Origin of the sequence: Streptomyces sp. NPDC015171 (genome assembly GCF_043079545.1) — a bacterium.
Lineage (GTDB): Bacteria > Actinomycetota > Actinomycetes > Streptomycetales > Streptomycetaceae > Streptomyces.
Genome location: NZ_JBIBUO010000001.1, coordinates 281316 through 296085 on the forward strand (window position 1 = coordinate 281316; position 14770 = coordinate 296085).

Below are 14770 nucleotides of genomic sequence, written 5' to 3' on the forward strand. Positions count from 1 at the left end.
CGGCCGCCAAGGCACCGGAAGCCACCGAAGCGACCGTCGTCGCACCGGAGGCCCCCGAGGCCGAGGCCAAGCCGCGCCGCACGCGCAAGACCACGACCGCCGCCGAGGCCGCCGTGGACACCGCCGAAGGCACGGAGACCAAGCCGCGCCGCACCCGCAAGACGGCCGCCAAGGCACCGGAAGCCACCGAAGCGACCGTCGTCGCACCGGAGGCCCCCGAGGCCGAGGCCAAGCCGCGCCGCACGCGCAAGACCACGGCCGCCGCCGAGGCCGCCGTCGACACCGCCGAAGGCACGGAAGCCAAGCCGCGCCGCACCCGCAAGGTCGCCGCTGCCGCGCCGGAGGCCCCCGAGGCCGAGGCCAAGCCGCGCCGGACCCGCAAGACGGCAGCCGCTGCCGTGGCCGCGGTGGACGGGGAGGCGGCAGCCGCTCCGAAGGCGCGTCGGACCCGCAAGGCCGTCGCCGAGGCGGCTGCTCCGGAGATTCCGGCGCAGGCCACCGAGGAGCCGGCGGCCAAGCCGCGGCGCACCCGCAAGACGGCGGCGTCCGCCGCCGAGACGGCCGGTGAGGGCACCGAGACGACGCCCAAGCCGCGCCGGAGCCGTAAGACCGCGGCGGCCGTGGAGGCCCCCGAGGCCTGACCCGGCACCGCGCCGCCAGGGCAGCGCGAGCCGGTCCGATGGCCGGGTCCACGACAGTGGACCCGGCCATCGGCATGTCCGGCCGCGCCGCGAAACGGACCGCGTCCCGTTGTGCCCAGCCGCCCGCCGCCCGTGGCCCGTGGCCGACGCCCCGTCCATGGACGCGACCCGTTCATGGCCGCGCCCCTGCCCGGCCCCCGCTCGGCTCCCCGGCCGCCCCCGACCCCCACGCCGCCTCCCGCCGTCCACCGCCCGATAGCCTCTCCCCATGAGCAGGCCCTCCACCTTCGTCCCGCCCCCCGGCGCCCGCGCGTACGCCCTTCGGACGGAGCGTGGGGAGTTCGCCGTGGTCGACGCTCCCGTGGCCGACGGTGTGGAGCCCCGGGGTGTCGCGCTGCTGCTGCCGGGGTTCACCGGCAGCAAGGAGGACTTCAACCCGCTGCACATCCCGCTGGCCGAGCGCGGATACCGGACCGTCGCCGTCGACGGACGCGGCCAGTTCGAGTCGGACGGCCCGGTGGCGGACGAGGCCGCCTACGCGCAGGAGGAGTTGGCGCGGGACGTGCTCGCGCAGGCGGAGGCCATCGGCGCCCCGGTGCATCTGCTGGGGCACTCCCTCGGCGGCCAGATCACGCGCGCGGCCGTACTGCTCGACCACACGCCCTTCCGGTCGCTCACCCTGATGTCCTCCGGGCCCGCGCAGATCTCCACGTCCCAGCAGGAGCGCGTGAAGCTGCTGCGGGACGCGCTCGCGGTGATGAGCATGGCGGAGGTCTGGGAGGCGATCCAGGCGATGGAGCCGCCGGAGGAGACACAGACGCCCTCGCTCGACTCCGGCCTCGACGACCGGGACGACCTGCGGCGCCGTTGGCTATGCACCAAGCCCGCCCAACTCAGCGCCACCGGACGCCAGTTGTGCACCGAGCCGGACCGGGTCGCGGAACTGGCCGCCGTACCGCTGCCGTTCCATGTGCTGTCGGGTTCGCGGGACGACACCTGGCCGCTGCCGCTGCTCGACGAGATGGCGGTACGGCTGCGGGCGCGGCGGACGGTCGTCGAGGGGGCCGAGCACTCCCCCAACACCGACCGGCCCGCGGCGACCGCCCGCGCGATCGCCGACTTCTGGGACACCGCCGCGCGCTAGTACTGCGCCCGCAGATGCTCCCAGAACCCGTCCCTGAGCGCCCGCCGCAGGTCCGCCTGGCCGCGCAGGGAGTACTGGAGCAGTTCCTCGGCCTCGACCAGCAGGTCCTGGTCGACGGAGCCGGGCAGATACGGGTGGCCGGGGAAGAGTTCGACCAGCGCTTCGCGGCCCCGGGAGGCCAGCCATCGCGCCGCGATCTGGGCGCCGACGAACCGCACGTCGTCGCGGGTGGGGCGGGTGGCGCCGTTGGCCTCGTACGCGGCGGCCGTGCGCCGGGAGACGTACGGCTTGAAGAACTCCAGGTCCAGGGTGCGCTGGCTGTCGACCTCCCAGAGCAGCGGCTCGGCCTGATTGCGGCCCTCGGGTGCCTCGATGCCCCAGAGGTGGACGCGGGCGCCGTAGCCCTGGGCCGCCTCGACCGCCGAGACCAGGTCCTCGTCGCCGCCGAGGAGGGCCGCGTCGCTGATCGCGCGGTGCCGCGCCAGTGACTCCAGGTCCGACCGGATCAGCGAATCGACGCCCTTCTGCTGGTTGTTGGCGTTCAGGTTGCCCAGGCGCACCTTGACGTCGGGCAGTTCGGCGATGGCCTGCTGCTCGGCGGTGTGGATGCGGCGCCGGGCGCCGTCGTACCAGTACACGCGCAGCAGCCGGCTGTCCGCGAAGACCGTGCGGGCCCTGTCGATCAGGGCTTCGATCAGGCCCTCGGCGTCCAGGTCGAAGGCGCGGCGGTCCTCGGTTCCGGCGACCAGCCGGCCCGCGGCCGCGTACAGATAGCCGGCGTCGACGAAGATCGCGTGGGTCGAGGGCGTCTTCGCCACCTCGGCGAGCATGCGTGCCAGCAGCTCGTTGGTGTGGTCGATACGGTCACCGAGGGCGGCCAGGTCGTCGTTCATCACCTCCATTGTCCCGGTCGTCACCGTGCGAATACAACCGGTCCCGGTGGGTCCCTCCGGCGCCGTTCCCCTGCCGCTTACTGGTCAGTAATTAGTTGTTCGAAAAATTTCTTTAGCGTAGGGAATGTTCGTAACAAGGAGCGTGTTGACTCTCTATGTACGACGCTGGAGACACCAGGCGTCACACCAAGTAGTTCTCCGCAGGAGGATGACCAGACGAAGGGAGAAGCCCATGCGCTTCGAAATCATGCGACTCGACGAGGTCGACGGCACCACCGTGGACAGCACCGTCGTGGACGCCGCCTCCGTCAACCGGATCGTTCAGCAGGCCGCCGCCATCGGGCAGCGACTGTGGATCCGCCCGGCCGACAGCACGGCCTCGTAACCCGCACGGGGCGTTCGCCACTCAAGCTTTCCGGGGGAGCCGAGCCGACGAAGGCTCAGCTCCCCCGGATCACCTGAGTGATCCCGTTGATGATCTGCTGCACGGCGATCGCGGAGAGCATCATGCCCGCGAGCCGCGTCACCAGGACCACGCCGCCGTCCTTGATGACCCGGATGATCAGCAGCGAGTACCGCATCACCACCCACAGCACGACATGGATCGCGAGGATCGCGGACCACACCGAGACCTGCGTGGTCACGGAATCGGCCTTCTGCACGGCCAGGATCACGGAGACGATCGCACCGGGCCCCGCCAGCAGCGGCATGCCCAGCGGCACGAGCGCGACATTGACGTCCTTGGTCTGCTTCGGCTCGTCGGTCTTGCCGGTGAGCAGGTCCAGCGCGATCAGCAGGAGCAGCAGCCCGCCCGCGATCATCAGCGCGGGGACGGAGACATGCAGGTAGTTCAGGATCTGGTGGCCCAGGAGGCCGAAGACGGTGATGACTCCGCCCGCCACGCAGACCGCCTGGAAGGCCATCCGCTTCTGCACCTTGGCCGGACGGCCGGCGGTCAGGGCGAGGAAGATCGGGGTGATCCCAGGGGGATCCATGATGACAAAAAGGGTCAGGAACAGGGAACCGAAGACAGCGATGTCGAACATGGGGGTACTACAGGCCTTGCCGGGAGAAGTGAAGTGATACGAGCGTGGAATGCGGCGTGAGCCGACGGGGAACTGCCCTGGCGGGGCCGGGGCTCCGCCGGTGGCTCAGGCTCCGCCGGCACCCGGGACCGGGAACGCGCCCGTCGCCCGCCGGGTGATCTCCCCGTACACCTCGGGGTCGGTCATGTAGGCGCCGAGCGCCACGGTCTTGCGGCTGCCGTGGTAGTCCGAGGAGCCGGTGACCAGCAGGCCCAGTTCCTTGGCCAGGCCGCGCAGCCGGGCCCGGGCGTCGAGGTCGTGGTCCATGTGGTCGACCTCTATGCCGTCGAGGCCGGCCTCGGCCAGCTCGGCGATACGGGACTCCGGCACGGTGCGACCGCGCTTGGCGGCGGCCGGGTGCGCGAACACGCAGACCCCGCCCGCGCCCTTGACCAGCCGGATCGCCTCGAAGGGGTCGGTCTCGTGCTTCTCCACGTAGGCCCGCCCCCCGTCGGCGAGCCAGTCCTCGGTGAACGCGTCGCTCACCGACGGCACGACACCCAGCTCGACGAGCGCGCTCGCGACGTGCGGACGCCCGACGGAGCCGCCGGCCGCGATCCGTTCGACCTGCTCCCAGGTGACCGGCACGCCCAGGGCGTTCAGCTTGGCGATCATGCCCTTGGCCCGCGGCACCCGGTCGTCCCTGACCAGCTCGCGCTCGGCGAGCAGGGCGGGCTCCTCGGGGTCGAAGAGGTAGGCCAGCATGTGCAGGGAGACGCCGTCGAGGCGGCAGGACAGCTCGGCGCCGGTGACCAGCGTGAGCCCCTCGGGCACCGCGGCCCGCGCCTCGGCGTGTCCCCGGGTGGTGTCGTGGTCGGTCAGCGCGACGACGTCCAGTCCGGCCGCGGCGGCATTGCGCACCAGCTCGGCCGGGGTGTCCGTACCGTCGGAGGCCGTGGAGTGACAGTGCAGATCGATGCGCACGACGACTCCAGACGATGACGGAAAGAAAGCGGACACTTAAGGATAGCGGGGTTTCCGGGAACCCCCTGTCATACCCGCACCCGCCCGGCGCCCCCTACGGGACACCCTGGAGGGCCCGGGCCCGCCGGATCCCGCGGGACTCCCTCGGACTACGGCCGGAGCAGGCGCGGCGACAGCGCCCCGCAGGGCACCAGGTCGATCTCCGCCCCCGCGTCCCGCAGATCGGTCAGCACCACCTCGTCGTACATGAGCAGGCCGGCCTGCTCGGGCCACATCACCGCCCACAGCCACATGCCGAGCGCCTCGCCGGCGAAGACGGCGCGGTCGTCGGGGGTGCGGTAGACGTGCCAGAGCGGGGTCGGGCGGCCCGCGGCCAGCACCTTGGCCTGCGGCGGCTTCTCCACGTTCATGTACGACCCCGGGTCCGGGCCGTCGATGCCGGCGTAATAGGCGCCCAGTCCGACGCCCAGCTCCTCGGCGACCAGGATCAGCTCACCGGGACCGCCCAGCGGCCCGGGTCCCGAGCAGGCCACCGCGGTCGCGCGGCCGCCGCTGCGGTCGTCCCCCGCGTACGCCACACCCGTGAACAGCCAGCCGACCGGCAGCGGCCACGGCATCCAGACCGGCACCTGTGTGCGCTGGACGACGACGTTGAGCGCCTCGACGCTGGGCGGGATCACGGGCTGCAGCGGATACACCGTGCCGTGCAGATCACACTGCCACGCATCGGCGAAGAGTCCGGGAGCCCTGACCCGGCCACCGCACTTCGGGCAACTGGGTTCGCCCCTCATAGGGCTCCACGGTCCTACCCCGGCCCGCCCACGTCAAGGACGATCACCCGTCCGGACGGAAGACCCGACCGCACGCCTGACCCGACGAGATAGATGTAGGTTGCATTAATTAGCCGGACTAACTTACTGTGTGCACAACCCAACCATCGGACCGAGGACGGGAGAACCACATGGACGCCTTCGACGCGGGAGCCGGCGGCATCCTGCGGCAGCCCAAGGCGGTCTGGGCCACGGCCGGCGCCTCCGTGGTCGCCTTCATGGGCATCGGCCTCGTCGACCCGATCCTGCCGTCGATCGCGCGGGGCCTGCGGGCCACCCCCAGCCAGGTGTCCCTGCTCTTCACCTCGTACTTCCTGATCACCGCCGTGGCGATGCTGCTCACCGGCTTCGTCTCCAGCCGCGTCGGCGGCCGGAAGACCCTGCTGGCCGGCCTCGCCCTCGTGGTCGTCTTCGCCGGTCTCGCCGGCACCTCCGGCTCGGTCGGCCAGCTGGTCGGGTTCCGGGCCGGCTGGGGACTCGGCAACGCGCTCTTCGTCTCCACCGCCCTCGCGGTGATCGTCGGCGCTGCGGCCGGCGGCAGCGCGGCGGCGATCCTGCTCTACGAGTCCGCGCTCGGCCTCGGCATGGCCTGCGGCCCGCTGCTCGGCGCTGCCCTCGGCAACGCCAGCTGGCGCTACCCCTTCTTCGGCACGGCCACGCTGATGGCGCTCGGCTTCCTGTGCATCGCGGCGTTCCTGAAGGAGCAGCCGGGGCCGGCCCGCCGGACCTCGGTGCTCGACCCCCTGAAGGCGCTCGGCCACGGCGGCCTGGCCTCGGCGGCGGCCTCGGCGTTCTTCTACAACTACACGTTCTTCACGGTGCTGGCCTTCACGCCGTTCGTGCTGGACATGACGCCGTACCGCTCGGGCGCGGTGTTCTTCGCCTGGGGGCTGCTGCTCGCCGTCTTCTCGGTGATCGCGGCCCCGCGCCTGCAGGCCCGGTTCGGCTCGCTGACGGTGCTCGGCGGCTCGCTGGTGCTGCTCGCGGCGGACGTCCTCGTGCTCGGCTACGGCGACCACACCACGGCCGTCGTCTGCACGATCCTGTCCGGCGCCTTCATCGGCGTGAACAACACCGTCTACACCGAGCTGGCCCTCGGGGTGTCAAACGCCCCGCGCCCCGTGGCGAGCGCGGGCTACAACTTCGTCCGCTGGTTCGCCGCCGCCGCGGCGCCCTACTTCGCGCCGAAGATCGAGGAGTGGACCGACATCCACGTCCCGTTCGCGGTCGCGGCCGTCACGGCACTGCTGGGCGCGCTCGTGGTCCTCGTACGGCGCCGGGCCCTCACCGGCGAGGCCGGGGAGCTGGAGCGGCGGCACGCGAGCGAGGACGGAGTCGGCGTCTTCGCCAACTGACCGGATTTCGCCTTATGTTGAGGTGAGATCGGTCACTCGGCGGCGGGCGGGTCAGTCCAGCGGGACGGACCGCCGGGCCGGGTCCCTGAGGTCCGTCCCGTTCGCGAGCCAGCGCTCCTGGAGGGCCTGGGCGCCGTGCACCCGCTTCCAGGCGGCCTCGTTCGGGGTCATCGGCAGCAGCGGCAGGAACCGTACGGGCTCCATCGGGGCGTCCAGTTCCAGGTCCTCGACCAGCCCGCCGGGCTCGCCGACGAGCACGGAGGTGAAGGGGGCGGCAGGCCACAGCGGCTCCCCCACGTCCAGGGAGGCGCCCGGGATCACCACCAGACCCTCCACCTGGGGCGACGCGGCCAGAACGGCGAGCGGCCTGAGCGCCTTGTCGGTGTCGGCGAGGCCCGCGCGGACGGACAGGACCAGCTCGACGCGCGGCCCCTTGACCGGGTCGGCGAGCATCGCCGTGGGGTCCGTCATGGGGTGCTGGGACATCCCGAGGGTGGCGTACCTGACGACGTCGCCCTCCTGGAAGCGGAGCACCTCGATGCGGTCCGTGCCGAGGAAGGTGACGGCGGCCCGGGCGTCCGGTTCGCCCAGCGCGGTGGTCAACCGGGCCTCGACCAGAGGAAGAACATCAGCCATGCGCCGAGCATAGAACTCGTCAGTACCGAGCAAAGCGGCGCCTTGACACATCGGGCTGCTGCTACGCTGAGCCGGTGGTTCGGGACAGCACGCAGAAGCGTCGCTATCAAGTCCCGACGCCGACGAGACTCCCTTACGAGGGACCGGCCGGAGGAGGTGGGGCTGTCATGGATCGAAGTCGACCGTGCAGTACCACTCGCTCTTCCGGCCGCTGATGTAGTTACCGGCTGGCTGCCGCCTTCCCTTACGCGTCGTCGTTCGGAAGAGCACTTCGTCCCGCTCTGCCTGATCTGTCTGAGCTCTATCAGTTCCGCATCAGCAGCGAACAAGCCACCGCAACGGTGCGGTGCTCCCCGCTTTGTGGACGTGCCAAACATCCCTCGACAGGACGTCCCCATTCCGGGTAGTTCCACCCGTTGCCGCGCGCTCTCGCTGCCCGCCCGCGAAGGAGCCTGCCCATGTCGATGATCCGCGACCTGCGTGCCGTGGTCCGTCCCGCCTCCCGTGTCTCGCTGCGCAAGGACGCGAGCACGCCGTACGACACCACGCGTGACCCGGCGACCCCCTCGGCCGTCGTCGACTGCGCCGTGTACCGCGACGGCGCCCGGGTGCCGAGCGCCAAGCCGCCGACCCCCCAGGAGGCGATGCGGCAGGTGCGCCGTGACGGCGGGTTCGTCTGGATCGGGCTGCACGAGCCGACCGAGGCGGAATTCGCCGGCATCGCCGGTGAGTTCGGTCTGCACCCGCTGGCCGTGGAGGACGCCGTGCAGGCCCACCAGCGGCCCAAGCTGGAGCGGTACGACGACTCGCTGTTCACCGTCTTCAAGACCATCCACTACGTCGAGCACGACCGGCTCACCGCCAACAGCGAGGTCGTCGAGACCGGCGAGGTGATGTGCTTCACCGGCCGGGACTTCTTCATCACCGTCCGGCACGGCGGCCAGGGCTCGCTGCGCGCCCTGCGCCACCGCCTCGAGGACGACCCGGAGCTGCTCGCCAAGGGCCCCTCGGCCGTGCTGCACGCCATCGCCGACCACGTCGTGGACGGCTACATCGCGGTCGCCGACGCGGTGCAGGACGACATCGACGAGGTGGAGACCGAGGTCTTCTCGCCCGGCCGCAGGGGCGGGGTCGCGCGCGGTGTGGACTCGGCGCGGATCTACCAGCTCAAGCGCGAGGTGCTGGAGTTCAAGCGCGCGGTCGCGCCGCTGCTGCGGCCGATGCAGCTGCTGAGCGAGCGGCCGATGCGGCTGATCGACCCGGACATCCAGAAGTACTTCCGGGACGTCGCCGACCACCTGGCCCGGGTCCAGGAGCAGGTGCTGGCCTTCGACGAACTCCTCAACTCCATCCTCCAGGCCAACCTCGCCCAGGCGTCCGTCGCGCAGAACGAGGACATGCGCAAGATCACGTCCTGGGCGGCGATCGTCGCCGTGCCGACGATGGTGTGCGGGGTCTACGGCATGAACTTCGACTACATGCCGGAGACACACTGGCGGTTCGGCTACCCGGTGATCATGGCCATCACCGGTGTCATCTGCCTGGGCATCCACCGCACGCTGAAGCGCAACGGCTGGCTGTGAGCGGGCCCGTACGGCCTGGATAGGCTGGGGCGCATGACAAGCGAGCTGCTCGACCGGGCCCTCATCGAGGAGGCCGCGAAGAAGTCCGGCCTGATCTGGGTCCGGGGCGCCGGTGCCCCGGCCGCGCGTGCGCTGTGGCATGTGTGGCACGAGGGCGCGGTGTGCGTGGTCGGCGACGGGCCCGGTGAGCAGCCGCTGACGGGGCTCGCCGACGGGGGCACGGCCGAGGTGAGCGTGCGCAGCAAGGACAAGGGCGGCCGGCTGGTGACCTTCCCGGCGGCCGTGGCCGAGCAGGCGCCCGGCTCGCCGGAGTGGGAGGCGGCCGTCGCCGAGCTGAAGGGCAAGCGGCTGAACGCGCCGGACGGCGAGGAGATGCCGGCCCGCTGGGCCCGTGAGTGCCGGGTGCTCCGGCTGGTGCCGACGGGTGCGGTGGCCCCGCTGCCCGAGGGCAGCCTGGCCGAGCGTCCGGTGCCGACGCCGGCGACGACCCGTGAGCCGGTTCCGGCGGGCCTGCCGAAGCTCCTGCTCAGGCGCCGCGGGCGGAAGTGAGCGCGGGCGGCCGGGCCGTGCTTCCCGGCCGCCCGCTCATGACGTCGGCAGCTGCCTGCCGTAATCCACCGTCTCCGAAGCGGCCGGCTTCTCGGCGGTGAAGTCCTTGCCCCAGTCCGCGAAGCTGAGGGTCCCCGCGCCGCCGCCGCGGACCAGGCGGAGGGGGTACGGGGTGCCCTTGAGGGAGACGTCCAGCGTGCCGCCCGAGCCCTTGTCGCCGGTGACGCGGATCGTGGGGGTGCCGGAGCGGTCCGTGTGGTGGCCGTCGGTCGCCAGGGAGCCGTGCAGGGTCAGCAGGCCGTCCAGGAGCAGGTCCTTGTCCGTGAAGCCGCTGAACTTCTTGTACGCGGGATCCCCCTGCGGCACCTTCACGTACTTGCCGTCCAGCTTGCCCGAGGCGTCGCCGCCGCCGTCCGCGTGGTTCCAGAAGTCCGCGTCGGCCTTGAGGTACAGCTCCTGGCCGACCCGCAGCAGCTTGAAGGTCGCCCCCTGCGAGGTGACCGACCCGGTGCCGCCGTCGGCCTTGAGCCGCATGTCCAGCTGGTAGGTGCGGCCGCTGGTGGCCACGGTCCCGGACAGCCGTACGGCCGGTGCCGCGTCCGCCGCCGCCACCGACTTCGCCTGGATCGTCGCGGCGGGCAGCTTGCCCACGCCGTTCGTCCCCGCGTCCGGGTCGTCGTCGCCCCCGCACCCCGACAGCACCATCGCGCCCGTCATGGCCAGCGCGCAGGTCGCGGTCGCCAGCGCGGTCCGGCGAGTACGGCCCTGGGGAATCGCAGTCACAGGTGGAGTTGCCTTTCTGACGAGTCCGTGAGCGGCGTACGGCAGCGTACCGGGGCTCGGCGTACCCGGCGGAGCCAGTCCGTCCGGACCGCTCACCAGGGCGTATCCGATCGGTACGGGCTAGCCTGAAGCGCACGTGAGTGGGCACAGGACAGCAAACCCGCACATGGCGAGCAAAGGAAGCACATCCATGGCAGCCGGCGCCCCCCGGATCTTCGTCTCGCACCTCGCCGGGGTCCCCGTCTTCGATCCGAACGGCGACCAGGTGGGCCGCGTGCGCGACGTGGTCGTCATGCTGCGGGTCGGCCGACGGCCCCCGCGGGTGCTCGGCCTCGTCGTCGAGCTGTCCACCCGGCGCCGCATCTTCCTGCCCATGACCCGGGTGACCGGCATCGAGTCGGGCCAGGTCATCACCACCGGCGTCATGAACGTCCGCCGGTTCGAGCAGCGGCCCACCGAGCGGCTGGTCTTCGGCGAGCTGCTGGACCGGCGCGTGACGCTGGTGGAGACCGGCGAGGAGGTCACCGTCCTCGACATGTCCGTGCAGCAGCTGCCCGCCCGCCGGGACTGGGAGGTGGACCGCGTCTTCCTGCGCAAGGGCAAGAAGGCCGGCGCCTTCCGGCGGGCGCGGGGCGAGACGCTGACCGCCGAGTGGTCCTCCGTCACCGGGTTCTCCCTGGAGGAGCACGGGCAGGGCGCCGAGAGCCTGCTCGCCACCTTCGAGCAGCTGCGCCCCGCCGACCTCGCCAACGTCCTGCACCACCTCTCCGCGAAACGGCGGGCCGAGGTCGCCGCCGCGCTGGACGACGACCGGCTCGCCGATGTGCTCGAAGAGCTGCCCGAGGACGACCAGATCGAGATCCTCGGCAAGCTGAAGGAGGAGCGGGCGGCGGACGTGCTGGAGGCGATGGACCCGGACGACGCGGCCGACCTGCTCTCCGAACTGCCCGAGGAGGACAAGGAGCGGCTGCTGAGCCTGATGGAGCCCGCCGACGCGGCCGAGATGCGCCGCCTGATGTCGTACGAGGAGCACACGGCCGGCGGTCTGATGACGACCGAGCCGATCGTGCTGCGGCCCGACGCCACCGTGGCCGACGCGCTCGCCCGGGTCCGCAACGCGGACCTCTCCCCCGCCCTGGCCGCCCAGGTCTACGTGTGCCGCCCGCCCGACGAGACCCCGACCGGCAAGTACCTGGGCACCGTCCACTTCCAGCGGCTGCTGCGCGACCCGCCGTACACCCTGGTCGGCTCGCTGGTCGACGACGACCTGGCGCCGCTGGACCCGGAAGCGGCGCTGCCCGTCATCGCCGGGTTCTTCGCCACCTACGACATGGTGGCGGCGCCCGTGGTGGACGAGTCCGGGTCGCTGCTGGGGGCGGTCACCGTGGACGACGTACTGGACCACATGCTGCCCGACGACTGGCGGGAGACCGAGTTCCACCTGGAGGAAGGGGAGGAGGCGCCCACGCATGGCTCCTGAACGCGAGACCGCGGCCCGTGAGCGCCACCCGGTGGGCGCCACGGCCGCCACCCGGCCCCGCACGCCCCGCCTCGACCAGCCGCGCCCCCCGCGCCGCCGGATCGTGCCCGAGTGGGACCCGGAGGCCTTCGGGCGGCTGTCGGAGAAGATCGCCAGGTTCCTGGGCACCGGACGCTTCATCGTCTGGATGACGGTCGTCATCATCCTGTGGGTGGTCTGGAACATCGCCGCCCCGGCGGGGCTGCGCTTCGACCAGTACCCGTTCATCTTCCTGACCCTGATGCTGTCCCTGCAGGCCTCCTACGCGGCCCCGCTGATCCTGCTCGCGCAGAACAGGCAGGACGACCGCGACCGGGTCAACCTGGAGCAGGACCGCAAGCAGAACGAGCGGTCCATCGCCGACACCGAGTACCTGACCCGGGAGATCGCCGCGCTGCGCATGGGTCTGGGCGAGGTGGCCACCCGCGACTGGATCCGCTCCGAGCTGCAGGACCTCGCGAAGGAGCTGGAGGAGCGGTACCGGCACGGGGGGCACGTCGTATTCCCGGCGGAACGGTCAGAACGCCCGCCCGGACGTGACACAGAAGACCGCTGAGGGGCATCCCGGACGCCCCTCACCGCGCCGTACCATCGTCCTTATGGCTACGGAAGACGCGGTGCGCGAGGCACTGGCGACGGTGAACGACCCCGAGATCAACCGCCCGATCACCGAACTCGGGATGGTCAAATCGGTGGAGATCGGCGCGGACGGAGCGGTCGCGGTCACCGTGTACCTCACGGTCTCCGGCTGCCCGATGCGCGACACCATCACGCAGCGCGTCACCGACGCGGTCTCCGGGGTCGAGGGCGTCACCCGCGTCGACGTCACCCTGGACGTGATGAGCGACGAGCAGCGCAAGGAACTGGCGGCGGCCCTGCGCGGCGGCACGGCCGAGCGCGAGGTCCCCTTCGCCAAGCCGGGCAGCCTCACCCGGGTCTACGCGGTCGCCTCCGGCAAGGGCGGCGTCGGCAAGTCCTCGGTGACGGTGAACCTGGCTGCGGCGCTCGCCGCCGACGGCCTGAAGGTCGGTGTCGTGGACGCCGACATCTACGGGCACAGCGTGCCGCGCATGCTCGGCGCGGACGGCCGTCCCACCCAGGTCGAGAACATGATCATGCCGCCGTCCGCGAACGGCGTGAAGGTCATCTCCATCGGCATGTTCACACCGGGCAACGCCCCCGTGGTCTGGCGCGGCCCGATGCTGCACCGGGCGCTCCAGCAGTTCCTCGCGGACGTGTACTGGGGCGACCTCGACGTCCTGCTGCTGGACCTCCCGCCCGGCACCGGCGACATCGCGATCTCGGTCGCCCAGCTGGTCCCGAACGCCGAGATCCTGGTCGTGACGACGCCTCAGCAGGCCGCTGCCGAGGTGGCGGAGCGGGCCGGCTCCATCGCCGTGCAGACCCACCAGAAGATCGTCGGCGTGGTCGAGAACATGTCCGGGCTGCCCTGCCCGCACTGCGGCGAGATGGTCGACGTGTTCGGCACGGGCGGCGGCCAGAAGGTCGCCGACGGCCTCACGCGGACGACGGGTACGAGCGTCCCGGTCCTCGGCAGCATCCCGATCGACGTCCGCCTGCGCGAGGGCGGCGACGAGGGCAAGCCGGTGGTCCTGACCGACCCGGACTCCCCGGCCGGCTCGGCCCTGCGCGCCATCGCCGGGAAGCTGGGCGGCCGTCAGCGCGGCCTGGCGGGCCTGTCCTTGGGCATCACCCCGCGCAACAAGTTCTGAGCACAGCCCCGATGACGGCGCGCGTCCGCGAACGCGCCTGCGGAACAAGGTGAGAGGGCGCCGGGAACATCCGGCGCCCTTTCGTCATGCGCAGGCGTCACACGTACGCGCCACCGGCAGGGGTCATGCGCACGCGTCACGCGTACGCGCCGCGGGCGGGCGTCACGCGCGGGCTCACGCGTAGGCGGCGATGTCCTTCACGACGGCGAAGCCGAGCCCGTACGCGCTCATCCCGCGCCCGTACGCCCCCAGATGCACCCCCGCCTCGGTCGTGCCGGCCAGCACCCAGCCGAACTCCGACTCCCGGTAGTAGAACGAGGCAGCGGCCCCGTCCACCGGAAGGGAGAGCCTGGACCACTCCGAGCCCTCCAGATCGTCGGCCAGCGCCCACGCCGTCTCCGTCTGCTGGTCCAGCCAGTCGTCGCGCAGGCTGTGGTCCATCTGGCCGGGCCAGGTGAACGACAGCAGCCCGACGCCGGCCAGCCACGCCGCCGAGGACACCGATGTCGCCTCCAGCAGCCCCGTGCCGTCGGCGCTGCGCCGGGACGGCTGCGCGGCGACGGTCACCACGACCGCGAACTTCTCCCGTGCCTCACCGGCTGAACCGGCCTCCGCGCGCACCGAGGGCTCGTCCCCGTGGCCGATCGAGCCGTGCTCGACGGCGCCGTCGGCCGCCGTGCCGACCTGCATCAGCCAACGGGGCCCCGTGAACGCCTCGTCGAGCCCGTACCAGGGGAAAGGCGCCCGCAGGTAACCGTCGACCGTACGCCGGGCGGAGGGGAGCTGCTGTCCGCCCTCCGCGGCCGGCGCCTGCGCGCCCACCCGACTCGTCGTCTCCATCTGCCCGGACGCCTCCTCGCTCTCGTCGGACCGGCGTGGCCCGCCCCCCTTCGGGCGTACGCGTCCGGTCCGCACAACAACTCGGCAGCATATCCACACCGCTGAGAGCGGCAGGGCAGGCGCTGGATGCGTGGGTCGCACGAACGGCCTGTTCAGGCCGTGTGCGACGGGTGTGCGCTATGAAACGCGTCACGTGCGCGGCATGCGCCCGCGTGCGCGTGTCGGCGGGAAGGGCCCGTGCCGGTGCTCCGCCGG

At 71.9% G+C, this 14770-nt stretch carries 15 protein-coding genes and 1 pseudogene; 9 read left to right on the plus strand and 7 right to left on the minus strand.

Translation table 11 applies throughout. The features are described 5' to 3' along the window. Both ACF073_RS01300 and ACF073_RS01305 read left to right on the plus strand, forming a co-directional pair. Positions 1 to 641 (plus strand): annotated as a pseudogene (locus tag ACF073_RS01300) (ATP-dependent helicase); the annotation flags it as partial. A 268-nt stretch (positions 642 to 909) separates the two neighbouring features. Continuing rightward, entirely contained in the window at positions 910 to 1785 is an 876-nt protein-coding gene (locus ACF073_RS01305) for an alpha/beta fold hydrolase (RefSeq protein WP_392065732.1), read from the plus strand. On the opposite strand, the gene ACF073_RS01310 is transcribed toward ACF073_RS01305, so the two are convergent. Continuing rightward, positions 1782 to 2687: an NYN domain-containing protein gene (locus ACF073_RS01310; RefSeq protein ID WP_392066837.1), complete on the minus strand. Its 906-nt coding sequence runs from the start codon at positions 2685 to 2687 to the stop codon at positions 1782 to 1784. The two genes, ACF073_RS01305 and ACF073_RS01310, sit on opposite strands and share 4 nt — an antisense overlap. Before the next feature lie 223 nt (positions 2688 to 2910). Between ACF073_RS01310 and ACF073_RS01315 the strand changes: the two genes are divergently transcribed. Beyond that, positions 2911 to 3063 carry a hypothetical protein gene (locus ACF073_RS01315; RefSeq protein ID WP_392065734.1) on the plus strand — a complete coding sequence of 51 codons (153 nt, stop codon included), beginning with the start codon at positions 2911 to 2913 and terminating at the stop codon, positions 3061 to 3063. Between the two features lie 55 nt (positions 3064 to 3118). Here ACF073_RS01315 and ACF073_RS01320 read toward each other — a convergent pair whose 3' ends face one another. From ACF073_RS01320 to ACF073_RS01330, 3 genes are all read right to left on the minus strand, one after another. Then, positions 3119 to 3724: a MarC family protein gene (locus ACF073_RS01320; protein WP_392065736.1), complete on the minus strand. Its 606-nt coding sequence runs from the start codon at positions 3722 to 3724 to the stop codon at positions 3119 to 3121. A 105-nt stretch (positions 3725 to 3829) separates the two neighbouring features. Beyond that, positions 3830 to 4687, minus strand: a complete 858-nt coding sequence (locus ACF073_RS01325) for a PHP domain-containing protein (RefSeq protein ID WP_392065738.1) — start codon at positions 4685 to 4687, stop codon at positions 3830 to 3832. 149 nt (positions 4688 to 4836) lie between these two features. Further along, entirely contained in the window at positions 4837 to 5478 is a 642-nt protein-coding gene (locus tag ACF073_RS01330) for a DUF6758 family protein (RefSeq protein WP_392065740.1), read from the minus strand. A 170-nt stretch (positions 5479 to 5648) separates the two neighbouring features. Between ACF073_RS01330 and ACF073_RS01335 the strand changes: the two genes are divergently transcribed. Continuing rightward, positions 5649 to 6872: an MFS transporter gene (locus ACF073_RS01335; RefSeq protein ID WP_392065741.1), complete on the plus strand. Its 1224-nt coding sequence runs from the start codon at positions 5649 to 5651 to the stop codon at positions 6870 to 6872. Between the two features lie 51 nt (positions 6873 to 6923). On the opposite strand, the gene ACF073_RS01340 is transcribed toward ACF073_RS01335, so the two are convergent. After that, positions 6924 to 7508 carry a suppressor of fused domain protein gene (locus tag ACF073_RS01340; RefSeq protein WP_392065743.1) on the minus strand — a complete coding sequence of 195 codons (585 nt, stop codon included), beginning with the start codon at positions 7506 to 7508 and terminating at the stop codon, positions 6924 to 6926. 458 nt (positions 7509 to 7966) lie between these two features. Here ACF073_RS01340 and ACF073_RS01345 point away from each other — a divergent pair, with 458 nt between their 5' ends. After that, a complete protein-coding gene (locus ACF073_RS01345) occupies positions 7967 to 9091 on the plus strand; it encodes a magnesium and cobalt transport protein CorA (protein ID WP_392065745.1) in 1125 nt (374 codons plus the stop codon). A 33-nt stretch (positions 9092 to 9124) separates the two neighbouring features. Next, the gene (locus tag ACF073_RS01350) at positions 9125 to 9640 is read left to right on the plus strand and encodes a hypothetical protein (RefSeq protein ID WP_392065747.1); all 516 of its coding nucleotides are present in this window, start codon (positions 9125 to 9127) and stop codon (positions 9638 to 9640) included. 36 nt (positions 9641 to 9676) lie between these two features. Here ACF073_RS01350 and ACF073_RS01355 read toward each other — a convergent pair whose 3' ends face one another. Beyond that, positions 9677 to 10423: a hypothetical protein gene (locus ACF073_RS01355; RefSeq protein WP_392065749.1), complete on the minus strand. Its 747-nt coding sequence runs from the start codon at positions 10421 to 10423 to the stop codon at positions 9677 to 9679. A 190-nt stretch (positions 10424 to 10613) separates the two neighbouring features. On the opposite strand from ACF073_RS01355, the gene ACF073_RS01360 reads away from it, so the two are divergent. Genes ACF073_RS01360 through ACF073_RS01370 form a run of 3 tightly spaced genes read left to right on the plus strand, consistent with a single transcriptional unit; the run spans position 10614 to position 13675 of the window. Beyond that, positions 10614 to 11903: a magnesium transporter MgtE N-terminal domain-containing protein gene (locus tag ACF073_RS01360; protein WP_392065751.1), complete on the plus strand. Its 1290-nt coding sequence runs from the start codon at positions 10614 to 10616 to the stop codon at positions 11901 to 11903. Beyond that, positions 11893 to 12498: a DUF1003 domain-containing protein gene (locus tag ACF073_RS01365; RefSeq protein ID WP_392065753.1), complete on the plus strand. Its 606-nt coding sequence runs from the start codon at positions 11893 to 11895 to the stop codon at positions 12496 to 12498. Before ACF073_RS01360 ends, ACF073_RS01365 begins: the two co-directional genes overlap by 11 nt. 43 nt (positions 12499 to 12541) lie before the next feature. Continuing rightward, complete coding sequence (locus ACF073_RS01370; RefSeq protein ID WP_392065754.1) at positions 12542 to 13675, plus strand: Mrp/NBP35 family ATP-binding protein; 1134 nt, start codon at positions 12542 to 12544, stop codon at positions 13673 to 13675. 174 nt (positions 13676 to 13849) lie between these two features. Here ACF073_RS01370 and ACF073_RS01375 read toward each other — a convergent pair whose 3' ends face one another. Further along, entirely contained in the window at positions 13850 to 14515 is a 666-nt protein-coding gene (locus tag ACF073_RS01375; RefSeq protein WP_392065756.1) for a hypothetical protein, read from the minus strand. Positions 14516 to 14770: the final 255 nt, after the last annotated feature.